The organism is Actinacidiphila glaucinigra (assembly GCF_035918135.1).
Taxonomy (GTDB): Bacteria; Actinomycetota; Actinomycetes; order Streptomycetales; family Streptomycetaceae; genus Actinacidiphila; species Actinacidiphila glaucinigra.
Window position 1 is genome coordinate 5,379,314 of the sequence record NZ_CP109144.1, and the last position, 22,643, is coordinate 5,401,956.

Annotated in this window: 20 protein-coding genes; 11 read left to right on the plus strand and 9 right to left on the minus strand. The window is 72.2% G+C overall.

What is annotated here, in order from left to right; genetic code table 11:
* The first annotated feature begins 47 nt into the window (after positions 1 to 47).
* From OIE69_RS24230 to OIE69_RS24255, 6 genes are all read left to right on the plus strand, one after another.
* Complete coding sequence (locus tag OIE69_RS24230; RefSeq protein WP_326581396.1) at positions 48 to 689, plus strand: LPXTG cell wall anchor domain-containing protein; 642 nt, start codon at positions 48 to 50, stop codon at positions 687 to 689.
* A 116-nt stretch (positions 690 to 805) separates the two neighbouring features.
* A complete protein-coding gene (locus tag OIE69_RS24235; protein ID WP_326575556.1) occupies positions 806 to 2,131 on the plus strand; it encodes a WxL domain-containing protein in 1,326 nt (441 codons plus the stop codon).
* Positions 2,132 to 2,200: 69 nt separating this feature from the next.
* Positions 2,201 to 3,340 carry a WxL protein peptidoglycan domain-containing protein gene (locus tag OIE69_RS24240; protein WP_326575558.1) on the plus strand — a complete coding sequence of 380 codons (1,140 nt, stop codon included), beginning with the start codon at positions 2,201 to 2,203 and terminating at the stop codon, positions 3,338 to 3,340.
* Between the two features lie 5 nt (positions 3,341 to 3,345).
* Positions 3,346 to 4,350: a hypothetical protein gene (locus tag OIE69_RS24245; RefSeq protein WP_326575560.1), complete on the plus strand. Its 1,005-nt coding sequence runs from the start codon at positions 3,346 to 3,348 to the stop codon at positions 4,348 to 4,350.
* A 44-nt stretch (positions 4,351 to 4,394) separates the two neighbouring features.
* Positions 4,395 to 5,633 carry a hypothetical protein gene (locus OIE69_RS24250; protein ID WP_326581397.1) on the plus strand — a complete coding sequence of 413 codons (1,239 nt, stop codon included), beginning with the start codon at positions 4,395 to 4,397 and terminating at the stop codon, positions 5,631 to 5,633.
* 18 nt (positions 5,634 to 5,651) lie between these two features.
* On the plus strand, positions 5,652 to 6,566 hold the full coding sequence (locus OIE69_RS24255; protein ID WP_326575562.1) for a hypothetical protein: 915 nt from the start codon (positions 5,652 to 5,654) through the stop codon (positions 6,564 to 6,566).
* Here OIE69_RS24255 and OIE69_RS24260 read toward each other — a convergent pair.
* The 3 genes from OIE69_RS24260 to OIE69_RS24270 are packed head-to-tail and all read right to left on the minus strand — an operon-like array spanning position 6,563 to position 9,432.
* Positions 6,563 to 7,753 (minus strand): dipeptidase, encoded by a 1,191-nt coding sequence (locus tag OIE69_RS24260; RefSeq protein WP_326575564.1) that lies wholly within the window; start codon positions 7,751 to 7,753, stop codon positions 6,563 to 6,565. The two genes, OIE69_RS24255 and OIE69_RS24260, sit on opposite strands and share 4 nt — an antisense overlap.
* A gap of 3 nt (positions 7,754 to 7,756) precedes the next feature.
* Positions 7,757 to 8,260 (minus strand): 5-(carboxyamino)imidazole ribonucleotide mutase, encoded by a 504-nt coding sequence (purE, locus tag OIE69_RS24265; RefSeq protein WP_051102095.1) that lies wholly within the window; start codon positions 8,258 to 8,260, stop codon positions 7,757 to 7,759.
* 32 nt (positions 8,261 to 8,292) lie between these two features.
* Positions 8,293 to 9,432: a 5-(carboxyamino)imidazole ribonucleotide synthase gene (locus tag OIE69_RS24270; RefSeq protein WP_326575565.1), complete on the minus strand. Its 1,140-nt coding sequence runs from the start codon at positions 9,430 to 9,432 to the stop codon at positions 8,293 to 8,295.
* Between the two features lie 106 nt (positions 9,433 to 9,538).
* On the opposite strand from OIE69_RS24270, the gene OIE69_RS24275 reads away from it, so the two are divergent.
* Positions 9,539 to 10,060, plus strand: a complete 522-nt coding sequence (locus OIE69_RS24275) for a GtrA family protein (RefSeq protein ID WP_326581398.1) — start codon at positions 9,539 to 9,541, stop codon at positions 10,058 to 10,060.
* On the opposite strand, the gene OIE69_RS24280 is transcribed toward OIE69_RS24275, so the two are convergent.
* Positions 10,057 to 11,325, minus strand: a complete 1,269-nt coding sequence (locus OIE69_RS24280; RefSeq protein WP_326575567.1) for an ATP-binding protein — start codon at positions 11,323 to 11,325, stop codon at positions 10,057 to 10,059. The two genes, OIE69_RS24275 and OIE69_RS24280, sit on opposite strands and share 4 nt — an antisense overlap.
* Before the next feature lie 46 nt (positions 11,326 to 11,371).
* Positions 11,372 to 12,046, minus strand: coding sequence for a response regulator transcription factor (locus tag OIE69_RS24285; RefSeq protein WP_018559726.1), 675 nt, complete (start codon positions 12,044 to 12,046; stop codon positions 11,372 to 11,374).
* 341 nt (positions 12,047 to 12,387) lie between these two features.
* On the opposite strand from OIE69_RS24285, the gene OIE69_RS24290 reads away from it, so the two are divergent.
* Positions 12,388 to 13,893: a peptide MFS transporter gene (locus tag OIE69_RS24290; protein ID WP_326575570.1), complete on the plus strand. Its 1,506-nt coding sequence runs from the start codon at positions 12,388 to 12,390 to the stop codon at positions 13,891 to 13,893.
* A gap of 1,198 nt (positions 13,894 to 15,091) precedes the next feature.
* Here the strand turns inward: OIE69_RS24290 and OIE69_RS24295 are convergent.
* Positions 15,092 to 16,435, minus strand: a complete 1,344-nt coding sequence (locus OIE69_RS24295; RefSeq protein WP_326575572.1) for a UDP-glucose dehydrogenase family protein — start codon at positions 16,433 to 16,435, stop codon at positions 15,092 to 15,094.
* Positions 16,436 to 16,614: 179 nt separating this feature from the next.
* Here OIE69_RS24295 and OIE69_RS24300 point away from each other — a divergent pair, with 179 nt between their 5' ends.
* A complete protein-coding gene (locus OIE69_RS24300) occupies positions 16,615 to 17,682 on the plus strand; it encodes an LCP family protein (RefSeq protein ID WP_326575574.1) in 1,068 nt (355 codons plus the stop codon).
* Positions 17,683 to 17,766: 84 nt separating this feature from the next.
* On the opposite strand, the gene OIE69_RS24305 is transcribed toward OIE69_RS24300, so the two are convergent.
* Together OIE69_RS24305 and OIE69_RS24310 are read right to left on the minus strand one after the other, a co-directional pair.
* Positions 17,767 to 18,999, minus strand: a complete 1,233-nt coding sequence (locus OIE69_RS24305) for an LCP family protein (RefSeq protein WP_089222237.1) — start codon at positions 18,997 to 18,999, stop codon at positions 17,767 to 17,769.
* Between the two features lie 118 nt (positions 19,000 to 19,117).
* Positions 19,118 to 19,381 (minus strand): DUF1876 domain-containing protein, encoded by a 264-nt coding sequence (locus OIE69_RS24310; RefSeq protein ID WP_326575576.1) that lies wholly within the window; start codon positions 19,379 to 19,381, stop codon positions 19,118 to 19,120.
* Positions 19,382 to 19,499: 118 nt separating this feature from the next.
* Between OIE69_RS24310 and OIE69_RS24315 the strand changes: the two genes are divergently transcribed.
* Positions 19,500 to 20,045 carry an acyl-CoA thioesterase gene (locus OIE69_RS24315; RefSeq protein WP_326575578.1) on the plus strand — a complete coding sequence of 182 codons (546 nt, stop codon included), beginning with the start codon at positions 19,500 to 19,502 and terminating at the stop codon, positions 20,043 to 20,045.
* A gap of 21 nt (positions 20,046 to 20,066) precedes the next feature.
* Here OIE69_RS24315 and OIE69_RS24320 read toward each other — a convergent pair whose 3' ends face one another.
* On the minus strand, positions 20,067 to 21,512 hold the full coding sequence (locus OIE69_RS24320; RefSeq protein ID WP_326575580.1) for an LCP family protein: 1,446 nt from the start codon (positions 21,510 to 21,512) through the stop codon (positions 20,067 to 20,069).
* Positions 21,513 to 21,604: 92 nt separating this feature from the next.
* Between OIE69_RS24320 and OIE69_RS24325 the strand changes: the two genes are divergently transcribed.
* Positions 21,605 to 22,639 (plus strand): glycosyltransferase family 2 protein, encoded by a 1,035-nt coding sequence (locus OIE69_RS24325; protein ID WP_326575582.1) that lies wholly within the window; start codon positions 21,605 to 21,607, stop codon positions 22,637 to 22,639.
* The last annotated feature ends 4 nt before the right edge of the window (positions 22,640 to 22,643 follow it).

A 22,643-nucleotide genomic window follows, 5' to 3' on the forward strand; every position in this document is an offset into this window, starting at 1 on the left:
CACTCCCCAAGCGCAAGGCGGCCGCGGTGTCGACCGCCGTCGCCGTCATGGCGGCGGCGGCCGTTCTCGGCGGCGCCCCGGCCGCGTACGCGAAGGTCGTGGACGTCAAGTACGACTGCAAGACGCCGATCGGCGACAAGAGCGCCGTCTCGCCCATCGACATCACCGCCACCAGGTCGGGGTCGGGCTACCGGATCGTGATGTCGTTCCGGAAGGGCGTCTCCTCCAGTCCCGTCGACCTGGGGAAGGGCGCCATGAACCCGAGCGCCCTGATCGCCCTCGGCGGCGCCGACCGCGGGTCGCTCAGGGTCTCGGGCCCCGCGAACGCCGAGACCGTGCCCGCCAACACCCCGATCAAGATCAACGACCTGTCGGGCACCTATGTCCCGCGCGGCAGCGGCAAGGTCACCTTCACCGCGGGGGTGCTCACCATCAAGGCCCTCGGCACGACGACGACCTGCACCCCGGGGAACAGCCCGGGGCCATCGCTGACCCTCGACGTCACCGCGGCGGCAGGGCCCAAGGGCGGCTCCGCGTCGGGCGGTTCCGGCGGCTCCGGCGGCGAGTCCCTGCCGCAGACCGGGCCCGAGGACGGCGCCGTCGCCCTCGGCACCCTCGGCGGCACCGTCCTGCTCCTGGGCGCGGCCGGCGTGCTGTGGCTGACCCGGCGTCCGCCCCGCCGAATCTGACGATCCGTCAAATTCGGTCAGGCTTTCGCATTGACTTCTCTTGATCGCAGGACGTCAATGACCGTCGTCGGTACAGAAAGGGACTCTGTGCCAGAAAAGTGATCAAGAGGTGCAAAATGATCGGCATTCCGCGAAAAGCCGCCTTATGGAGACGGAGGTCCGCCGTCGGCCTCGGGGCGCTCGCCCTGGTGCTGGGCGGCGGGACCCTGCTCTCGGGGCCCGTTGCCGCGGCGACCTCCACCTTCCAGGTGCACTGCATTCCGCCCGGGATCTCCGGCATCCCGCCGTTCGACGGGCCGACCGTCGCCGACATCTCGGTCAGTGACGCGACCCCGCAGGTCGGCGACACGGTGACCGTCACCTATGTGCTGGACGGCCCCATGGCCAACACCAGCTCCTTCAACCTCCCCATCCCCGAGGACCAGATCACCCCGACCGTCAAGGTGAAGCTCGGCGGCGCGCAGACGCAGGAGCTCACCCTCGTCGGCCCCAAGGACAACCCGGTCATCCCGGCCGGTGCCCAGTTCCCGAACTTCACCATCACCGGTACTTTCACGGTCACCGCGCCCGGTCAGATCACCCTGACCCCGGGCGACTACAACGTCCACTCCGACTACGGCATCTCGGCCGACACCCCCTGCACCGTGCTCAACCCGCCCGCCCCCGTCGCCGAGACCATCGACGTCACCGCGCCCAACGGCCGTCACATCGCCCTCGGTTCCACCTCCGGGCCGATCGGGGCGGACGTCACGGTCGCGGGCGCCGGCTTCACCGCCGGCGCCACCGTGACCGTCGCGGGTGTCCAGGGCGCCGCCGCCACCGGTGAGTTCACCTCCGTCGCCGCCGACGGCTCCGGTGGCTTCAGCGCGAGGCTGGCCGTGAGCGACCTCGACACCACCGGCATCGTCGCGTTCGAGGGCGGCGGTTACGACCCGGCGACCGCCGCCGGGCCGGTGCCGTACACCGTCATCGACACCACCCCGCCGCCGCCCGGCAGTCAGAAGCTCACCACCTCGGTGAAGGCGGGCACCCTGTCGATGACCCAGGCCGGGGACACCGTCGAGATGACCCCCGTCGACTTCGGCGAGGGCGGCCCCTCCGCGGGCGCGCTGCGGACCGTGACCGTCAAGGACTTCCGCGGCGGGAGCACCGGCTGGTCGCTCACCGGCAAGGTCACCGACTTCAAGGGGCCCGGCGGCGCGCTCATCGGCGCCGACCGGCTCAGCTGGCAGCCCGTGTGCGTCGCGGCGTCCGGCAGCCCCAGCACCTGTGCGGCGGGCTCCGCCGGCACCGTGGGCAGCGCGGGAGCGACGCTGGCCTCGGCGCCCGACGCGACCCTCACCGGCGGTGAGTTCGCCGTGGACGCGGGGCTGTCGCTGGACGTGCCCGCGTACTCCGCCACGGGAAGCTACTCCGGAGTCTTGACCCTCACGCTTACCTGACGCACAGTCAGATAGCTCGGGTGGGCCGGCCTCGGCCGGTCCACCCCCGGACCGCGAGGGAGCGCCGCCATGACCAGAGCCAGGGCCGGAGCCAGGCCTTCCGGCGCGCTCCCGACCGTCCTGTCCGTGCTCGGCGTCCTGTTCGCCCTCCTCGGCCTCGGCGCGGCGTCCGCCCCCGCCGCCCTGGCCGCGGACAACGGCCGCTGGTCGGTCTTCCCGGCCCCGGCCGCCGGTGCGAAGGACCGCAGCCCCACCGCCCAGGAACGGTCCTTCTTCACCCTGGAGGCCGACCCCGGCACAACGCTCCGGGACAAGGTCTCCGTCTCCAACCTCTCCGGCGAGCCGATGACCTTCCGGCTCTACGGCGCCGACGCCTACAACACCCCGCGCGACGGCGGCTTCGCCGTGCGCGGTGCCGACGAGAAGAACACCGACGTCGGCTCCTGGGTGCGGCTGGCCCGGAGCAGCATCACCGTCCCCGCCCGCACCCGCGCCGACGTCCCGTTCACCGTCACCGTCCCCGCCGACGCCTCGCCCGGCGACCACCCCGGCGCGATCGTCGCCCTCGACACCCGCGTCGGCACCGCCTCGGGCGACGTACGGGTCGGCATCCGCAGGGCCGTCGGGGCCCGCGTCCACCTGCGCGTCGCCGGCCCCGGCCTCGCCGCCCTGACCGTGGAGAACGTCGGCGTCGGCCACGGCGGCCCGCTGATCCCCGGCACCCGCGACAGCCACGCCACGATCCGCTACACCCTCGTGAACCGGGGCAACGTCTCGATCACCCCCCGGCTCGCCGTCACCGCGCGGGGCCTGTTCGGCCGCACCCTGCTGGACCGCCCGGCGCGCACCCTGCCCCTGGAACTGCTGCCCGGCCAGCGCGTCGAGCTCACCGAGCCCTGGCCGGGCGCGCCCCAATTCGACCGGGTCACCGTGCGGCTGCGCGTCACCGCGGTCCGGGGCGACGTCGACGAGACCGGCGGCGCCTCGTTCCTCGCCGTGCCCTGGGCGGCCGTGGGCCTCGCCCTGGCCCTCCTCGGAGGCCTGGTCCTCCTGCTGCGGATCCGCGCGCGGCGCCGGGCGGCCGAGACGGAGCCGCCGGCGCAGGAGGACCCGTACCGGGCCGGGGACACCGACCTCGCGGCCCGCGCGGGCGGCGGACCCGACGACCCCGGTGCCACCGGCGCGACCGTCGGCGGCAGGACGGCGTGAGGCCCATGCGACGGCGCACCCACCGGATCCCCGCGGCGGTCCTATGCCTCCTCGCGCTGCTCCTCCCGAGTCCCGCCCCCGCCGCCGCGGCACCCGGCCCGGCCGTGACCGTCCGTCCGGAGCAGGCCGGCGTCGGCGGCGACATCACCGTACGAGGCACCGGCTGGCGGCCGGACACCCTGCTCACGCTGCTGATCTGCGGCCAGAACGCGATCGGCGGCACCAACTCCTGCGCCAACGCGTACGGCCGGGCCGTCACCACCGACGCCCGCGGCGCCTTCCGCCGCGCGATGCCGGTCGCGGAGCCGCCCAAGCCCTGCCCCTGCGTCGTCCACGTCGCCACTGTCACCGGCGAGCGCACCGTGGTGGACGCGCCCTTCACCGTCGCCGGCCACCCGACCGCCCCGCTGCCCGAGCGGACCGGCGACGGCCGACTCACCGTGCTCAGCGCCCGGCTCGACGGCTCGGGCGGCCTGCTCACCTGGTTCGGCGCCCCGCCCGGCCGGCGTCTGGTGCTCACCGTCGGGAACCTGGGCTCGGGCCCGGTGGAGGACCCCGTCTTCCGGGTCGGCACCTCGCACGGGCTCTTCGGGCCCCAGTGGGAGGAGCGCACCTGGAGCGGAACCGTCCGGCCCGGCAGGAAGGCCCGAGTCGAGCTGCCCGTCGAGCTGGCGGCCGGCGCCCACGGCGACTACACCGTGACCCTGGAACACGGGGGCAAGGTCCTGGCCACCGAGCCCTGGGACGTCCCGCGCCCCTGGGGCGTCACCCTCTTCTGGCTCCTGCTCTGCGTCGTCGTGCCCGCCGCGCTCTTCCGGCTCGGCATGGCCGTCGTCAACCGGGTCCGCCCGCGTGCCCGCCGCCCGGCGGGACCGCACCCCGGGCCGCGTCCCGGCCCGGCGCCCGTACTGCCGTGGTTCAGCCACGACCACCAGCCGCAGCACCGCACCGCTGAGGGCACCTCCTGGGCGGACGGCACCGCCCAGCACCACGAAAGGAACCGCACGTGACCAACCGACGATCCCGGGCCGCCACCGCCGTCGGCCTCGCCCTGATGCTCAGCGGTGCGGGCGTCCTCGCCGCGGCCCTCCCGGCGGCGGCCGCCGAGGTCGCCTACGCCACCGAGTGCACCCCGCCCGCGGCGTCCGGCCTGCCGAAGGTCGACGGCACCACCAAGGCCGACGTCACCGCGCCCGCCACGGCCGCGGTGGGCGACGAGATCGAGGTGGTCTGGAAGTTCACCCAGGCCGCCTCCAAGAACCCGGACCTCATCGACCTCCCCGAGAACAGCGTCAAGCCGTCCGGCGAGATCACCCTCGCCGGCGCCCAGAGCGGCACCCTCGCCGTCGAGGGACCGCGCGAGAACCCGGCGATCCCCAAGAACAGCGAGATGAAGCTCTCCGACATGAAGGGGACGCTCAGGCTCACGGCACCCGGCGACGTGACGCTCGCCCCCGGCGGCTACGCGATCAACGCCTTCTCCACGGACACCACCTGCGTACCCACCGAGGACGTCCCGGTCGCCGTGACGATCAAGGTGACCGAGGACGGCGGCGGCTCCGGCACCCCGACGACCACCCCGACCACGACCCCCACCACCACGCCGAGCACCACACCCACCACGACCCCGACCACCACGCCCAGCGGCACCGCCACGGGCGGAACCTCCCACACCGGCGAGGAGGTCGACGTCTCCTACGCCTGCAAGACGCCGATCGGCGACAAGAGCGCGGTCTCGCCGGTGCAGATCAACGCCGAGGAGAAGGGCGGAGCCTACGACCTCGTCGTCCACTTCGGCACGTCCGTGATGGACAGCCCGGCCGACATACCCGCCGACTCCGTCAAACCCTCCATGAAGGTCAAGGTCGGCGGCGCGGACCGGGGCGAGGTCGCCGTCGAGGGCCCCACCAACAAGGACCCCATCAAGGCCGGCGACCCCATCGAGATCCCCGACCTCACCGGCACCTACACACCCGCCCACGACGGGCGGGCCACCCTCACCCCGGGCGTCCTGACAGTCGAGGCCCTCGGCACCACCACGACCTGCACCCCCACCGAGGACCCCGGGGTCTCCCTGACCCTGGACGTCACCGGGCAGGAGGGCGGCATCACCGGCGGTTCCGGCGGGTCGTCGGGCACGTCCGGCGGCACGGCCACCACCTCCGGCGGCCTCGCCGACACCGGTGCCTCCGACCGGGCCTCCCTGCACGCCCTCGCCCTCGTCGCCGGGACGGTGCTCCTCCTCGGCGGTGCGGTCTTCACCTTCACCCCGTGGAGCCGCCTGCGGCGCTGACCCCGCTACGCTGCGCGCATGGACGGGGAGGACACCGACGCCGGACGGCCCGACGCCAGACGGCTCTTCGAGGCGCTGCGCGACCACGAGGGACCGGACGCCCACACGGCGGTGGTCGTCCCCTGGCTCGAACGGGTCCGGGACGACTACCGCCCGCTGTTCGGCGTCGTGTCCCGCGACGAACCGTGGTGGGAGGGCGAAGGGCCGGTCGGCGGGTGGTGGGACCCCCTGAAGGAGTTGTACGCCCTCAGCCGGGTCAGCGACGCACTGCTGCTGGCCTTCCAGCCCGTCCCCGACGACCGGCCGGACCGGGCGGCCGGCTGGGCCCGGATATCCCGGTCCCAGTACCTGGAGCTGTTCACCGGGCTGGGCATGACACCGTTCGGCGGCGGCACCGCCTTCGACTCCTTCCTCCACGAGATCGTCGAGGTGGAGCAGACGACCGATCCGCGGGCGCCGATCGAGGTCACCGGGGTCGTGTGGCCCGGTCTGATGCTCGGCCGGCTGCTCTTCGGCCGCGCCGGGGTGCGCGTCCGCGCCGGGGCCGGGCACGCCCGGCGCGGCATCGCCGACCGCTCCCCGCTGTACTGGACGTACCTGCGCCGCCACCGTCCCACGGTCGACCTCTCGCAGGGCTGGGGCCACAACTCCCAGTGGAGAACGGACTTCCGCCTCGACTACCGCACCCCGGACTCCCGGCGCCTGAACGCGGCGGCGCGCGGCGACATCGACGAGCCCGACGCCCCCGGCGACCCCTGCCCGCCGCTGACGCCGGCCGAGCGCCGTGAACTGCTGCGCCACCGCTGCCTCCTGCGCGAACCGGCCGCCGTGGCCGGGCACGCCCGGACACCCGGGTGGGAACGGGAGCTCTTCCCCTTCCGCTGGCGGCTTCTCGAGTCCGAGGAGCGGCGGGCGGGCGGCCCCGGCTCCTAGACTTTGCCGTCCAGCTCCTCGATCAAGGCGTTGGACGGTCCGCGCTTGCCCGCGAGCCCCGCGGCCACCGACCCGGCGTCGCGCAGCACCCGGACCGCGTTCCGCCACGCCAGCTTCGCGAGGTCGTCGTCGGACCAGCCGCGGCGCAGGAGTTCGGCGAACAGCCGCGGGTAGCCCGAGACGTCGCCGAGGCCCTCGGGGAGGTGGACGACGCCGTCGTAGTCGCCGCCGAGGCCGAGGTGGTCGACGCCGGCGACCTCGCGCATGTGGTCGAGGTGGTCCGCGACGGTGCCGATGTCCGCGAGCGGCCGGGGGTGTTCGGCCGAGTAGGCCTCCTGGACGGCCTGTGCCTCCGGGGACTGGTCGAGCGGGTGCAGGCCGTGGACCTTCATGTTCTCGTTCGCGCCGAGGATCCACTCGGCGGCCGCCGGCAGGATGAACTGCGGCACGAAGGTGGCCATCGCGACGCCCCCGTTGCGGGGGAGCTGCTCCAGGACGTCGTCCGGGATGTTGCGGACGTGGTCGCAGACGGCGCGCGAGGAGGAGTGCGAGAACAGCACCGGGGCCTCGCTGACCCGCAGCGCCGCCCGCATCGTGCCGGGGGAGACGTGGGAGAGGTCGACCAGCATGCCGAGGCGGTTCATCTCGCGGACGACCTCCTCGCCGAAGGCGGTCAGGCCGCCGTGCCGCGCCTCGTCCGTGGCCGAGTCCGCCCAGTCGATGGTGTCGTTGTGGGTGAGCGTCATGTAGCGCACGCCCAGCGTGTACAGCATCCGCAGCACACCCAGGGAGTTGGCGATGCTGTGGCCGCCCTCGGCGCCCATGAGGGAGGCGATGCGGCCCTCCGCGCGGGCGGCCTCCATGTCGTCCGCCGTCACCGCGAGGCGCAGGGCGTCCGGGTGACGGCCGACCAGGCGCAGCACGCAGTCGATCTGCTCCAGGACGGCGACGACCGCGTCGCCCCCGGTGAGGTCGCTGCGGACGTACACCGACCAGAACTGCGCCCCGACGCCGCCCGCCCGCAGCCGGGGGATGTCGGTGTGCAGATGGGCGGACTGGTCGGTGGCGATGTCACGTTGCTCGAGGTCGTAGCGGACCTGCTCGCGCAAGCGCCACGGGAGGTCGTTGTGGCCGTCCACCACGGGGTGGGCGGTGAGCAGTTCCTGTGCGCGTGCGAGCAGGTCCATGGACTACTTCTTCCCTCCGAAACCGAAGCCGGCCGACCCCTCCACCTTGGCACGCAGGCGCTTGCCCTTCTCGGTGGCCTGCTGGTTCAGCTCGTCCTGGAAGTGCCGCATGCGCTCCAGCAGTTCCGTGTCGTGCGCGGCGAGCATGCGCACCGCCAGCAGGCCCGCGTTGCGCGCGCCGGCCACCGAGACCGTGGCGACCGGGACACCGGCGGGCATCTGCACGATGGACAGCAGCGAGTCCATGCCGTCCAGGTACTTCAGCGGCACGGGCACGCCGATCACCGGCAGCGGCGTCACCGACGCCAGCATCCCGGGCAGGTGCGCGGCGCCGCCGGCGCCCGCGATGATCGCCTTGAGGCCGCGCTCGGCGGCCTGCTCGCCGTACGCGACCATCTCGCGCGGCATGCGGTGCGCGGAGACGACGTCGACCTCGTACGGCACCTCGAACTCGTCCAGCGCCTGCGCGGCGGCCTCCATGACCGGCCAGTCGGAGTCGGAACCCATCACGATGCCGACCAGCGGCCCAGCGGGATTGCTCACTCTTGGATCGTCCCTCGCAGGTAGTCGGCGGCGTGCCGGGCGCGTTCGCGCACCTCGGCCAGGTCGTCGCCGTAGGTGTTGACATGGCCCACCTTGCGGCCGGGCTTCACGTCCTTGCCGTACATGTGGATCTTCAACTGCGGGTCCCGCGCCATGCAGTGCAGGTACGCCGCGTACATGTCGGGGTAGTCACCGCCGAGCACGTTCGCCATCACCGTCCACGGCTGGCGCGGGCGCGGATCGCCGAGCGGCAGGTCGAGGACCGCGCGCAGGTGGTTGGCGAACTGCGAGGTTATGGCGCCGTCCTGGGTCCAGTGGCCGCTGTTGTGCGGGCGCATGGCCAGTTCGTTGACGAGGATCCGGCCGTCCCGGGTCTCGAAGAGCTCCACGGCGAGGTGACCCACCACGCCCAGCTCCTTGGCGATGGTCAGCGCGAGCCGCTGGGCCTCCACCGACCGCGCCTCCGGCAGGCCGGGTGCGGGCGCGATCACCGTGTCGCACACGCCGTCGACCTGGATGGACTCCACCACCGGGTAGGCGACCGCCTGCCCGTGCGGGGAGCGTACGACGTTGGCCGCCAGCTCCCGTACGAAGTCGACCTTCTCCTCGGCCAGCACCGGCACGCCGGCCCGGAACGGCTCGGCGGCGCCGGCCTCGTCGCGGACCACCCACACGCCCTTGCCGTCGTAGCCGCCGCGCACCGTCTTCAGCACGACCGGATAGCCTTCGCCCTCCTCGGCGAAGCGCGTCACGTCGGCCGGGTCGGAGACGATGCGGTGCCGTGGGCAGGGCACGCCGATGGAGTCGAGCTTCGCCCGCATCACGCCCTTGTCCTGGGCGTGCACCAGCGCGTCGGGCCCGGGGCGGACGGCGATGCCGTCGGCCTCCAGCGCCCGCAGGTGCTCGGTGGGGACGTGCTCGTGGTCGAAGGTGATCACGTCACAACCGGCGGCGAACGCGCGCAACGTGTCGAGGTCGCGGTAGTCGCCCACCACGACCTCACCGGCGACCAAGGCCGCGGAGTCCACGGGTGTGTCGCTGAGGAGTTTGAACCTGATGCCGAGCGGGATGCCCGCCTCGTGGGTCATACGGGCGAGCTGGCCGCCGCCGATCATGCCGACTACGGGGAATGTCACAGTCACCAGGATATCGGGGCATGAATGAGGCACCGACCGCCGTCCCGGAGGGGGCCCGGATAACATGAAGGTCACTGACCAGACACAGACGGGGCCGAACGATCACATGGACGGTGCGGCAGGACTGCGGAACCGGCTGACGGCGATGTCCCGCGAGATCGCCAAGTTCGGCGCGGTCGGCGGGGCGGGGGTCCTGGTCAACATCGGGGTCTTCAACCTCGTCCGGCACACCACCGATCTCCAGGTGGTGCGGGCCAGCATCATCGCGACCGTCGTGGCGATCGCCTTCAACTACGTGGGGTTCCGCTACTTCACCTACCGTGACCGCGACAAGTCGGGCCGTACCCGCGAGCTGACCCTCTTCCTGGTGTTCAGCGCGGTGGGCCTGGTGATCGAGAACGGGGTGCTCTACACGGCGACCTACGCCTTCGGCTGGGACAGCCCGCTGCAGAGCAACGTCTTCAAGTTCGTCGGCATCGGCGTGGCGACCCTGTTCCGCTTCTGGTCCTACCGCAGCTGGGTGTTCAAGGCACTGCCCGTCCGCGAGGCCGTGCACCAAGCAGAATCGTTCCTGGTCGCGAAGGGGAACGAGACCCCCGGCGCCCGGACCGGCACCCACGTCGGCTAGCGCTTCTCGCCGCCCTTCCCGCGGGTGACCTGGTCCTCACGCGCCAGGAAGAGCGCGAAGACCGGCGGACGCTGCTGCAGCAGCTCCAGGCGGCCGCCGTCGGCCTCGGCCAGGTCCCGCGCGACCGCGAGGCCGATGCCGGTGGAGTTGCGGCCGCTGACCGTACGCTCGAAGACCCGCGCCCCCAGCTCCGGCGGCACGCCCTGGCCCTCGTCCGTGACCTCGACCACGACCTGCGTACCGGTGACCCGGGTGGTGATCGCGACCGTGCCGGAGCCGTGCATCAGCCCGTTCTCGATCAGCGTCGCCAGCACCTGTGCCACCGCCCCCGGGGTGCCGACCGCGCGCAGCCGGTTCTTGCTTGCGGAGGTGATGGCCCGGCCCGCGCTGCGGTACGCCGGGCGCCACTCCTCCACCTGCTGCTTGATCACGTCGTCGATGTCGAAGACGACCGCCGAGCCGGTCCGCGGGTCCCGCGCGTTGGTGAGCAGCCGCTGCACGACGTCCGTGAGCCGCTCCACCTGACCGAGCGCGATCGCCGCCTCCTCCTTGACGGCGTCCTCGTCCTCGGCCGTGGCGATGATCTCCTCCAGCCGCATCGACAGCGCCGTCAGCGGGGTCCGCAGCTGGTGGGACGCGTCCGCCGCCAGGCGCCGCTCGGCGGTCAGCATCCGGGCGATGCGCTCGGCGCTGCGGTCCAGCACGTCGGCGACCCGGTCCAGCTCCGGCACGCCGTAGCGCCGGTGCCGCGGCCTGGGGTCGCCGGAGCCCAGCCGCTCCGCGGTCTCCGCGAGGTCGGTCAGCGGGCTGCCTAGCCGCCGCGCCTGGCGCACCGCGAGGACGACGGCGGCCAGCACCGCCAGCAGCGCCACGGCGAGGATGATCAGCAGCGTGCGGCCGATCTCCCGGCTCACCTTGCTGCGCGATTCCTCGACGGTGACGGTCTCGCCCTGCTCGCCGGTCTGCCGTGAGGAGATCACCTGGCCCGTGGGCCTGGTGCCGATGGCGATCGGCTCCGCCCCCGGGATCTGCACCAGGGCGTACCGCCCGGGGGCGATCTGCTGGGCCAGCACCTCTCGGCTGATCCGCTCCTCGCCGATCATCCTGCTCTCGACGATGCCGATCAGCCGCACCGCCTCGGAGTCCACGCTCTCCTTGGCGCTGCTCTCGATCGTCCGGGCCTCCACCAGGACGAGGGAGACACCGAAGACGGCGATGACGACGAGCACCACGGCGAGCGTGGACTGGATGAGACGGCGGCGCATGAGTGAAGCGTCTCAGACGGCGCGGACCCCTGGTGTGCCCTGCTTCCTAGTTCTTCTCGAACCGGAAGCCGACCCCGCGCACCGTGGAGATGTAGCGGGGGGCCGCCGCGTCGTCGCCGAGCTTCTTGCGCAGCCAGGAGATGTGCATGTCCAGGGTCTTCGTGGAGGACCACCAGGTGGTGTCCCAGACCTCGCGCATCAACTGCTCCCGGGTGACCACCCGGCCGGCGTCCCGCACCAGCACCCGCAGCAGGTCGAACTCCTTCGCGGTGAGTTGCAGTTCCTCGTCGCCCATCCACGCGCGGTGCGACTCGACGTCGATCCGCACGCCCTGGGTGGAGGGATGCTGGGCCTCGGCGGTGCCGCGCCGCAGCAGCGCCCGCACCCGGGCCAGCAGCTCGGCCAGCCGGAAGGGCTTGGTCACGTAGTCGTCGGCGCCGGCGTCCAGGCCGACCACCGTGTCCACTTCGTCAGCGCGGGCGGTGAGCACCAGCACCGGGAAGCCATGGCCCTCGGTGCGCAGCCTTCTGCACACCTCGAGCCCGTCCATTCCGGGCAGCCCCAGGTCGAGCACCAGAAGATCGAAGGAGCCGAGCAGGGCGGCTTCGAGCGCCGCGGGTCCGTCCTCGCGCACCTCGACCTCGTACCCTTCGCGGCGCAGCGCGCGTGCGAGCGGTTCCGAGATGGATGCGTCGTCCTCGGCGAGCAGTACGCGGGTCATGGGCTGATGGTAGTCCGCTCGGAGAAACCGCACGCCGGGCGGGCCGTCACTGTTGTGAGGTACATCTCAAGTCGTCGCATATAGCACATCTCGCGCTGCCATAAGGTAACCAAGACCCCGTATCGGTACACAGGACCCTTGGCGCGCCCCACGCGGCGAAGGGCCCTTCCGGCACGGTGCTGGTCCCCACCAGCATTTCAGTCAACGACCTGTCGGCCGGGACCGCGCCTGCGAAGGCGTCGGTCGTGGATCCCGGTGCGCCCTCGCGCGCCCCGGTGCCGGCCTCCCCCCACCGGGCGCGCACCGCTCTCGCAGCGCGTCCCGAGCAGCAAGGAAAGTCCATGGCGACCAGCCTGACGAAGGACGCCGCTCCGCAGGGCACCCCTGCGGACGGCGGCAAGACCTTCCTCGGCCACCCCCGCGGCCTGGCCACCCTTTTCATGACCGAGACGTGGGAGCGTTTCAGCTACTACGGCATGAGGGCCCTGCTCGTCCTCTACCTGACGGCCTCGGTCACGGACGGCGGCCTCGGCATGAAGGCCGCCACCGCCGGCGCGATCTACAGCGTCTACACCGCGACGGTGTACCTGCTGGCGATGCCGGGCGGCTGGTTCGCCGACCGCCTCTGGGGGCCGCGCCGCACGGTCGCCATCGGCGGCGCGATCATCATGATCGGCCACTTCCTGCTGGCCGTGCCGGTGAGGGCCTCGTTCTTCGTCGGCCTCGTCTTCATCGCCGTGGGTTCCGGCCTGCTGAAGTCGAACATCTCGACGATGGTCGGCCAGCTCTACCCGGACCGCAACGACCCGCGCCGGGACGGCGGCTTCACGATCTTCTACATCGGCATCAACCTCGGCGCCTTCCTCGCCCCGCTCGCCATCGGCACCGTCGGCCAGCAGGTCGACTGGCACCTGGGCTTCGCCATGGCGGGCGTCGGCATGGGGCTCGGCCTGGCCCAGTTCCTCATCGGCACCAGGCACCTCGCGCCGGTCTCGAGCGTGGTCCCCACCCCGCTGGACGACGCCGAGCGCGCCGGCCTGATGAAGAAGGCGCTGATCTGGCTGGCCGCCGCGGTGGTCTTCTACGGCGTGGTCACCTTCACCGGTCACTTCACGATCAACTGGGTGCTCTGGCCGCTCTCCCTGCTGGGCCTGGCGCTGCCGGCGTACTACTTCACCCGCATCCGCCGGGACCAGGAGCTCACCCCGGACGAGAAGACCAAGGTCGGCGGATACATCTGGTTCTTCGTCGTGGCCGCCGTCTTCTGGATGATCTACGACCAGTCCGGTTCGACCCTGACGGTCTTCGCCTCCGATCACACCGCGTCCACCCTGTGGGGCTTCGACTTCCCCGAGAGCTGGTTCCAGTCACTGAACCCGCTCTTCGTGATGGCGCTCGCCCCGGTCTTCGCCGCCCTGTGGATGACGCTGGGCCGCAGGAACCCCAGCACGACCGTGAAGTTCGCCCTCGGCGTCGCCGGCATCGGCGTCTCCTTCGTGGTCATGATGCTCGCCCAGGCCGCCGCCTCGGGCGACGTCAAGGTCACCCCGCTGTGGCTGGCCGTGGTCTACCTGATCCAGACCACCGCCGAGCTGTGCCTCTCCCCGGTGGGCCTGTCGGTCACCACCAAGCTGGCTCCGGTCAAGTACGCCAGCCAGATGATGGGCCTGTGGTTCCTCGCCGTCACGGCGGGCGACTGCGTGGCCGCCATCCTGCAGCTGGTCATCGGCGACGCCTTCCTGTCGGAGACCTCGTTCGCGATCCAGGGCTTCGTGGCGCTGGCCGCGGGTGCGGCCTTCGTGCTGTACCGCAAGCGGGTCATCGCGCTCATGGGTGATGTCCACTGACGTCTGACGACGTTCCCCCGCGCACACGCGGGCCGCACGGGGTTCCCGTGCGGCCCGCGTGTGTGTGCGGCGCGGTTGTGGTTGCGGTTCGTTGTTGTGTGCGGGTCCGTTGCGCCTGCGGCGGGCGGTTTCCCCGCCCTCCCTCCCGATTGCCCCGGATGGTTGGTGCGGGCCTCGCGCGTGCGTGGTGGGCCGGGGGCGGGGCCTCCGGGGCTGCACGTCCTGGACTGGGTTATTTACGTGCATGGCGGGCGGTCCAATTGGTGCCGTCTGTGCCGCACACAAATATCCCGCAGCGTCCAGAACATCCACCCCTACGACCCCGCCCCCTCCGTTTCGTTGGGCGGCCAACGGCCGGTGGGGGGTGATGGGGGGCGCCCCTCCCCGCACCGCTGGGAACTGCCCCCAGCAGGGGGTCCCCCGGCCGCAGGTCAAGACAGGGTGCGCGCACCCGTGGCCGGGGCGGTACCTCCCACGGGACGACTGGCGCACCTCACCCGCGGGTGCTCGCAGGGCTTTGCCGATGTTTCGGCGACGCCGAAGGCCGCCAAGCGGCAGATCACGACGAGTGCCGATGTGGGGACGCACCCTGACCTCCGGCGGGCGTCCGACCCGCAACCAGGTTCAGTCTCCGGAACCACACCGAACCAGCCCGCCCCTGGCCGAAGGCCGAAATCGGGCAGGAACACGCACACGACAACGGGCCGCTCAGTAGGGCGCCCTACCGCCGGCATCGGCCCGAGCACCCGATCGTGCCGGAGCCGTCGCGGGCCTCAGCCACCACCCCCATGGCCGTGGGCGTTCAGTAGGACGTGTGCGGCAACCCCGGACGGCCCTCTACCCCCTCCGGCCGTCAATCGCCCCACGATTCGGAGGGGGTGGGGTCGTAGGGGTGGATGTTCTGGACGCTGCGGGATATTTGTGTGCGGCATCCGGGGCTCGGACATGGACCGCCCGCCATGCACGTAAATAACCCAGTCCAGGACGTGCAGCCCCGGAGGCCCCGCACCCGGCCCACCACGAACCGCGCGAGGCGGTCACTGACCGCGCCGGATGGGGGTCCCCCCGGCCGAAGGCTGGGGGAGGGAGGGAGGGCGGGAGAACCGCCCGCCGCAGGCGCAAACGACCCGCACACAACCACCGGCCGCAAGGGGCACCCCGGACGCACCCCGGACGCACCCCGGACCGAGCCGGAGGGCTACGCGTGGGGGCGGCCCATGGCCCGGAACGTCCAGCCGGCCTCACGCCACACCAGTGGCGCCAGCGCGTTCCGCCCGTCGATGACGTGCCGCCCCCTGGCCACCGCCCCGAGCTCCGCCGGGTCGAGCTCCCGGAACTCCTGCCACTCCGTGAGGTGCAGCACGACGTCGGCCCCGCGGACCGCATCCAGGGCGCTCGCGGCGTACCCGAGGGTCGGGAAGAGCCGTCGCGCGTTCTCCATCGCCTTGGGGTCGTACACGGTGACCTGGCCGCCCTGGAGGTGGATCTGCCCGGCGACGTTGAGCGCGGGGGAGTCCCGCACGTCGTCGGAGTCGGGCTTGAAGGCCGCGCCGAGCACCGCGATCCGTTTGCCGAGGAAGCCGCTGCCGCCGCAGGCCTCGCGGGCGAGTTCGACCATGTGGCCGCGGCGGCGCATGTTGATGGAGTCGACCTCGCGCAGGAACGTGAGCGCCTGGTCGGCGCCGAGCTCCCCGGCGCGGGCCATGAAGGCGCGGATGTCCTTGGGGAGGCAGCCGCCGCCGAAGCCGATGCCGGCGCGCAGGAACTTCTTGCCGATCCGCTCGTCGTGCCCGATGGCCTCGGCGAGCTTCACCACGTCCCCGCCGGCCGCCTCGCTGACCTCGGCCATGGCGTTGATGAAGGAGATCTTCGTGGCGAGGAAGGCGTTGGCCGCCGTCTTGACCAGTTCCGCGGTCGGGTAGTCCGCGACGACGAAGGGCGTGCCCTCGCCGACGGGGGTCGCGTAGACCTCGCGCAGCAGCTTCTCGGCGTGCTCGGAGGCGACGCCGACCACGATGCGGTCCGGGTGGAGGGTGTCCTCGACCGCGAAGCCCTCGCGCAGGAACTCGGGGTTCCAGGCCAGCTCCGCCCGGTCCCCGGCGGGGGCGAGCTCGGCCAGCCGGGCCGCCAGCCGGGCAGCGCTGCCGACCGGCACGGTCGATTTGCCGACGACCAGCGCGGGCCGCTCCAGGTGCGGGGCGAGCAGGTCGAAGGCGCTGTCGACGTAGCTCATGTCGCAGGCGTACTCGCCGTGCTTCTGCGGGGTGTTCACGCAGACGAAGTGGATGTCGCCGAAGGCGGCGACCTCTTCCCAGGAGGTGGTGAAGCGCAGCCGCCCGCTGGAGTCCGGCAGGCCCGCGACGTGGCGGCGCAGCAGGTCCTCGAGGCCCGGCTCGTACATGGGCACGCGGCCGGTGGAGAGGAGCTCGATCTTGGCGGGGTCGATGTCCAGGCCCAGCACCTCGAAGCCCAGCTCGGCCATCGCCGCGGCGTGCGTCGCGCCGAGGTAGCCGGTGCCGATCACGGTGAGCTTGAGCGCCATGCGGAGGGTCCCTCCCAGGTCGTGGCCTGATTGCGATGTTGAGCATAGCCCCGGGCGGCGTCCGGGTTCCCCCGGTGCGGGCACGGAAGAAGACCCGGGAATGGCCAGGGCACCGTCCCACGCGCCACAATGCCCCCGACGCACGCGTGGGGAGCGGGTGCACATGGTGGGGGTGAGTGATGACGACAACGGATCCGGCCGGTCACGAGCAGACGGCGGTCACGGAAACGGAACGGGAAGCGGCACCGGGCAAGGCCCCGGACCCGGCCCGCAGGAGGCGCAGCCGCGCCCGGCGGGTGCTGCTGGGCGCGCTGGTCCTGCTCTTCGTGGGCGTACTGGGGGTGGCCGGCACCCTGTGGTGGGCGGTCGACCACTACACCGGCAAGGTGGACCGCATCCCCAACGTGTTCCCGACGAACGTGCCCGAGAGCGAGCAGCCGCAGGCCGCCAAGGGCGGTGAAACGTTCCTCCTGGTCGGTGTGGACGCCCGCTCCGACCTGCCGACCACGGGCCGGGGCGCCGAGGCCCCGGAGTGGAAGCGCGGCGCGCAGCGCAGCGACACGATGATGCTGGTGCACCTGCCGGCCGACCACAAGCAGGCGTACGTGGTCTCGCTGCCCCGCGACAGCTGGGTCTCGATCCCGGGGAACGGCAAGGCCAAGCTGAACGCCGCCTTCTCCTGGGGCGGCCCGCCGCTGCTGATCGACACCGTGCAGCGGCTCACCGACCTGAAGGTCGACCACCTCGCCGTCATCGACTGGAGCGGCTTCAAGACCCTCACCGACGACATCGGCGGCGTGGACCTGGCCGGGAAGCACATGAACGGCGAGCAGGCCCTCACGTACGTCCGCGAGCGCTACAACCTGCCGCGCGGCGACCTGGACCGCACCCACCGCCAGCAGGCTTTCCTGCGCGCGGTGATCGCCAAGACGCTGACCAAGGACTCCATGAGCAACCCGCTGAAGGCCAAGGAGCTGCTGGACCGGGTCACCGGTGTGGTCAGCGTCGACGACCGGCTCTCCGACGGGGATCTGCGGGACCTGATGTGGAGCATGCGCGGGGTGCGCGCGGGCGACATGGTCTTCATGAACGCCCCGGTCGGCGGGCTGGACATGATCAAGGGCCAGTCGGTGGTGCTGCTCGACGACAACGGCAGCGAGCAGCTGTGGGAGGCCATGCGCAACGACACCATGGACGAGTACGTGGCCAACCACTCCCTCGACCGCCTGGGCTCCTCCACCCCGTGAGCCCCCCGGGGCCGACGGGATAGGCGGAGGGGCCGGCCGGGCGCGCACACCGCGCCCGGCCGGCCCCTCCGCCGTCGTACGGGGTCAGGAGTCCGGCGTGACCGTGACCTTCTCGTCGTTCTTCAGCTCCGAGACGAGCTGCTTGACCTTCGGCATGTCCCACTTCAGCGCGCTGCCCACGTTGGTGCCGATGGAGCCCGAGGTCGGCATGTTCATCGAGACGCCGTCACCGCCGGAGACGCCCTTCATCGCCCAGAACATCGACGCCAGGTCCCACAGGCTCATGTCCTTGTCGACGATGAGCGTGTCCAGGCCCGCGCCCATGGTCGGGTAGAGCTTGAACGGGTTGAGGACCGTGCCCGGCGTGGCCGTCTGGCTCGCGAGCGCGGAGAGGAACTTCTGCTGGTTCTTGGTGCGGCCCAGGTCGCCCTCGGCCTCCTGGTAGCGCTGGCGGACGAAGGCCAGGGCCTCGTCGCCGTTGAGGGTCTGCTTGCCCTTCTGGATGTGCAGGCCCGAGTTCTTGTCGTCGATGTTGCGGGGGATGTCGAGCTCGACACCGCCGACCGCGTCGACGAGGCCCGCGAAGCCGGCGAAGCCGATCTCCGCGTAGTGGTCGATGTGCAGGCCCGTGTTGTACTCGACCGTCCGCACCAGCAGCGTCGGCCCGTCTATCGAGTAGGCGGCGTTGAGCTTGTTCTGACCGCGCGAGGGGAAGGTCTTGCCGGACTCGGAGCCCTTGAACTCGGGAATCGTGACGTAGGAGTCGCGGGGGAGCGAGATCAGCGAGTTCCCGTTGTCGCCGACGTGCAGGATCATCATCGAGTCGGTGCGCTTGCCCTCGGCGGAGCCGGTGTGCAGCTTCTTCTTCTGCTCGCTGGACAGGCCCTCACGGCTGTCGGAGCCGACGATGAGGTAGTTGGTGCCCTCGCCGGTCTCCGGGCGGTCTATGACCGTGCCCAGGTCCACCTCGCGGCGCACCTTGCCGTCCGCCCAGAAGTAGGTGCCGATCGACCAGGCGGCGACCACGACGGCCAGACCGATCAGGACGCCCTTGACCCGGCGCTTGCGGCTGCCGGGCGGGGTGCCCCGACCGCCGGTGGACGGCGGGCCGTACGAGCCGCCGCCGTAGCCGTCGTAGTCACCGCCGCCAGGCCCTCCGTGGCCCGGGACGCCGCTGCCGTACGCCTGCTGGCGCGGCACACTGCCGGGAGCCGCCGCCGCACGGCGCGGGGACAGCTCGGGGGGCAGCGGCGGCTCGGAGACCTGCTGCTGCCGCTGGTTCCTGTTGTCGGACCAACCGTCGGGCCATGCGTTCATGTAGGGCAGTGTGCCCTGCCGCCCTGCCCGGCAGTGCCTCCGTGGCTCTTCTGAAGCAGAGCTGATGCAAAGGTCACAGGACCGCGGAAATGCGGTGACCGGTTGTGCCCGTACGATCTCATCCGGTGAGATGCGTCGGGGCGTTGGTGTGGTTCTCGATCATTCCGGCGGCCTGTTCCAGCAGTTCGTGCGCCAGGTTGGAGCACGCCCGGGAGGCGGCCACATCCTCCCCTATGCGCATGTCCGGCTCGTCGTTCGGATTGCGCCGCGAATAGCCGTGGCCCACCACGCCCGGGGCGCCGTCCCCGGTGAGCGAGGCGGTGCAGGCGGTGCGGCTGCCGTCCTCCTCCAGCGACAGCTTGATCGTCCACGTCTTCTCCATGGCGGATCACCTCTTGGACATCGGGACGTCGGCCCCTTTCTCAGCATCCGCCCGGCCCCGCCGCCGGGCAAGATGTGCCCGGCGATGAGCACGGCACGGCAGTGCTTAGGGTGGAGCCATGTTCGAGGAGCCACCCCCGCACCCTGTTGTCCCGTACAAGCCCACGTCGGCCTCGCGGATCACGCTGGCGCACATCATGACCCACCACGACACGAACCTGCTGGGCACCGTGCACGGCGGCGTGGTCATGAAGCTCGTGGACGACGCGGCGGGCGCCGTCGCCGGACGGCACTCCGACGGTCCCGCGGTGACCGGCGCCATGGACGAGATGGCGTTCCTGGAACCGGTGCGGGTCGGCGACCTGCTCAAGGTGCAGGCCCAGGTCAACTGGACCGGGCGCAGCTCCATGGAGGTCGGCGTGCGCGTGCTCGCCGAGCGCTGGAACGAGTCGGGCCCGGCGACCCAGGTGGCCAGTGCCTACCTGGTCTTCGTGGCCGTGGACGCCGAGGGCGCGCCGCGTCCCGTGCCCCAGATCGAGCCCGAGACCGACCGCGACCGGCGCCGTCTGCAGGAGGCGCAGATCCGCCGCACGCACCGGCTGGCCCGCCGCCGGGCGATCATGGAGCTGCGCGAGAAGCGCGCCGCCGAGGGCTTCGAGGACTGACGGCGCCCGGCCCGCCGGCCCTCAGCCGCACAGGATGCGGTCGCCGCGCATCGGCTGGAGCTCCACCGGCGGCGCCGCGGGCGGGTCCGGCTCACCGGCCCGTACCGGGGTCACGCCGTCGTAGTCCGCGCCCACGGTGATCCGCAGCGTCGGCCCCAGCCCGGACACCCGGCGCAGCTCCGCGTACGGCAGGGCCGTTCCCAGCGCCTTTGCGGAGCGGTCCCAGCCCGGGTCGTAGTGGATGACCGTGTACTCCGCGTCGTGCCGGACGGTGTTGCCGGGCGCACCGGTGGTGCGGAAGCCCAGGCGACGCAGTTCCTTGTCCACGCGCGCCCCCAGCCCGTTGACCGTCGTCCCGTTGTTGACCTGGACGCGGATCGACTTGGGCGGTACCTCGACCCGCTCGGGCTCGGGCGCCGACGGGCTGGGCGTGGCCAGGGGGCCGCCGTCCGGGCCGGTGAGCGGGCGGTCCTCGCGCAGCGCGTCGAAGATCCGCTTCGCGCCCTTGACGTCCCAGCGCAGGGTCGTCCCCACCCCCTGCACCCGGAACGGGGTGGCGTCCACCGGCACCGTCGCGAACTCCACGGAGCGGGCCCCGAAGCCGCCGCGCAGCCCCGTGGCGAGGGCGATCAGGTCGTCCGGCTTGGTCTGCCGGTCCGCGCGAACCGAGCCCAGCGCGGCCTTGGCCACCTGGTCGAGCTTGACGGGGTTCTGCAGCAGCCCGATGTCGGTGACGCGGCGGACCAGGGCGGCCAGGAACCGCTGCTGGTTCTGCATCCGCTGGAGGTCGGGGCTGCCGGGGAGGTGGCCGGAGCGCACATAGCGCAGCGCCGTGCCGCCGTCCGCGCGCACCGTGCCGGCGGGCAGGTCGAGTCCGGTCACGGGGTCGCGCAGCGGACGGGCGAAGCAGAGGTCGACGCCGCCGATCCTGTCGACGGTCTTCATGAAGGAGCCGAAGTCGAACTCGGCGTAGTGGTCGACCTTGATCCCGGTCATCTTCTCGACCGTGCCGACGGCGAGTGCGGGGCCGCCCACCCCCCAGGCCCACTTCAGCTTGCCGGCGCGGGGCAGTTCCGCGTACGAGTCCCGCGGCAGCGCGACCACGCTGACCCGCCTGCCGTCCCGCGACAGGTGCGCCAGCATCATCGTGTCGGTGCAGTCGCAGGGCTCCCCGCCCAGGCGCAGCCCGGTGCGCTGCGCCTGGGTCAGCCCGCGGCGCACGTCGGTGCCGACCAGAAGGAAGTTGGTGCCCTTGGTGGGGCTGGGCCGGTTCTTCATCCCGGCGAAGGCGTCCACCCGCGCCAGGCGGTCGTCCATGTGCCCCAGGACGGCGTGCCCGATCCCACTGGCGGTCAGGATGCCGAGGGAGACGGCACCGAGGACGCGCAGCCCGCGGCGCACCGGCGGCCGCTTCCGGGTCCGGCGGGCGGCTGCGGCGGGTTGCTGACGGCGACGAACGACGGTCATACAGTCACGCTAAGGAGTCATACCGTCGTACGGAACGAGCCCCGCCCGGTCGCACGCGCTCGTATCATCCGTTCGCGGTAACGTGTGCGGCTGTGAACGCTGCGACCCCCCACGTGCTGCCCGCCGTCTCCGTGATCATGCCGGTGCTCGACGAGGAGCGGCACCTTCGAAACTCCGTCCGCCACATCCTCGAGCAGGACTACGCGGGCGAGCTCGAGGTCGTCATCGCCCTCGGCCCCTCCACCGACCGCACGGACGAGATCGCGGCGGAGCTGGTGCGGGAGGACCCCCGCGTCCACACGGTGCCCAACCCCACCGGCCGCACTCCCGCCGCCCTGAACGCCGCCATCAAGGCCTCCCGGCACCCGGTCGTGGTCCGGGTCGACGGCCACGGCATGCTCTCGGCCGACTACATCAAGACCGCGGTGCGGCTGCTGGAGGAGACCGGCGCCGCCAACGTCGGCGGCATCATGCACGCCGAGGGCGAGAACGACTGGGAGCGCGCCGTCGCCGCGGCCATGACCTCGAAGATCGGCGTCGGCAACGCGGCCTTCCACACCGGAGGCGCCGCCGCCCCGGCCGACACCGTCTACCTCGGGGTGTTCCGCCGCGAGGTGCTGGAGCAGCAGGGCGGCTACAACGAGGAGTTCATCCGCGCCCAGGACTGGGAGCTGAACTACCGCATCCGCGAGGCCGGCGGCCTGATCTGGTTCTCGCCCGAGCTGCGCGTCTCGTACCGCCCGCGGCCCAGCGTGCGCGCACTGGCCAAGCAGTACAAGGACTACGGGCGCTGGCGCCGTGTCGTCACCCGGTACCACCAGGGCTCGGTCAACCTGCGCTACCTCGCCGCCCCGGCGGCCGTCGTGGCCATCGCGGCGGGCGTGGTGGTGGGCGCGGCGGTCACCCCGCTCGCCCTCGTCGTGCCCGGCGGCTACCTCGCGGCCATCGCGCTGGGCTCGCTCCCGGCCGGCAAGGGCCTGTCGGCCGCCGCTCGGCTGCAGATCCCGGTGGCGCTCGCCACGATGCACATGTCCTGGGGCTTCGGGTTCCTGACCAGCCCGCGTTCGCTCGCCCGGCGGGTCATCGCCAGCCGCCGCCCTGCGGTGCGGGCGGCGGCCGACGCGTGACGCG

Bases quoted from the DNA above. Each gene is read 5' to 3' on its own strand.
- OIE69_RS24230 (WP_326581396.1), top strand. From the start codon at position 48: ATGGCGGCGGCGGCCGTTCTCGGCGGCGCCCCGGCCGCGTACGCGAAG.
- OIE69_RS24235 (WP_326575556.1), top strand. From the start codon at position 806: ATGATCGGCATTCCGCGAAAAGCCGCCTTATGGAGACGGAGGTCCGCC.
- OIE69_RS24240 (WP_326575558.1), top strand. From the start codon at position 2,201: ATGACCAGAGCCAGGGCCGGAGCCAGGCCTTCCGGCGCGCTCCCGACC.
- OIE69_RS24245 (WP_326575560.1), top strand. From the start codon at position 3,346: ATGCGACGGCGCACCCACCGGATCCCCGCGGCGGTCCTATGCCTCCTC.
- OIE69_RS24250 (WP_326581397.1), top strand. From the start codon at position 4,395: ATGCTCAGCGGTGCGGGCGTCCTCGCCGCGGCCCTCCCGGCGGCGGCC.
- OIE69_RS24255 (WP_326575562.1), top strand. From the start codon at position 5,652: ATGGACGGGGAGGACACCGACGCCGGACGGCCCGACGCCAGACGGCTC.
- OIE69_RS24260 (WP_326575564.1), bottom strand. From the start codon at position 7,753: ATGGACCTGCTCGCACGCGCACAGGAACTGCTCACCGCCCACCCCGTG.
- purE (WP_051102095.1), bottom strand. From the start codon at position 8,260: ATGGGTTCCGACTCCGACTGGCCGGTCATGGAGGCCGCCGCGCAGGCG.
- OIE69_RS24275 (WP_326581398.1), top strand. From the start codon at position 9,539: ATGGACGGTGCGGCAGGACTGCGGAACCGGCTGACGGCGATGTCCCGC.
- OIE69_RS24280 (WP_326575567.1), bottom strand. From the start codon at position 11,325: ATGCGCCGCCGTCTCATCCAGTCCACGCTCGCCGTGGTGCTCGTCGTC.
- OIE69_RS24285 (WP_018559726.1), bottom strand. From the start codon at position 12,046: ATGACCCGCGTACTGCTCGCCGAGGACGACGCATCCATCTCGGAACCG.
- OIE69_RS24290 (WP_326575570.1), top strand. From the start codon at position 12,388: ATGGCGACCAGCCTGACGAAGGACGCCGCTCCGCAGGGCACCCCTGCG.
- OIE69_RS24295 (WP_326575572.1), bottom strand. From the start codon at position 16,435: ATGGCGCTCAAGCTCACCGTGATCGGCACCGGCTACCTCGGCGCGACG.
- OIE69_RS24300 (WP_326575574.1), top strand. From the start codon at position 16,615: ATGACGACAACGGATCCGGCCGGTCACGAGCAGACGGCGGTCACGGAA.
- OIE69_RS24305 (WP_089222237.1), bottom strand. From the start codon at position 18,999: ATGAACGCATGGCCCGACGGTTGGTCCGACAACAGGAACCAGCGGCAG.
- OIE69_RS24310 (WP_326575576.1), bottom strand. From the start codon at position 19,381: ATGGAGAAGACGTGGACGATCAAGCTGTCGCTGGAGGAGGACGGCAGC.
- OIE69_RS24315 (WP_326575578.1), top strand. From the start codon at position 19,500: ATGTTCGAGGAGCCACCCCCGCACCCTGTTGTCCCGTACAAGCCCACG.
- OIE69_RS24320 (WP_326575580.1), bottom strand. From the start codon at position 21,512: ATGACCGTCGTTCGTCGCCGTCAGCAACCCGCCGCAGCCGCCCGCCGG.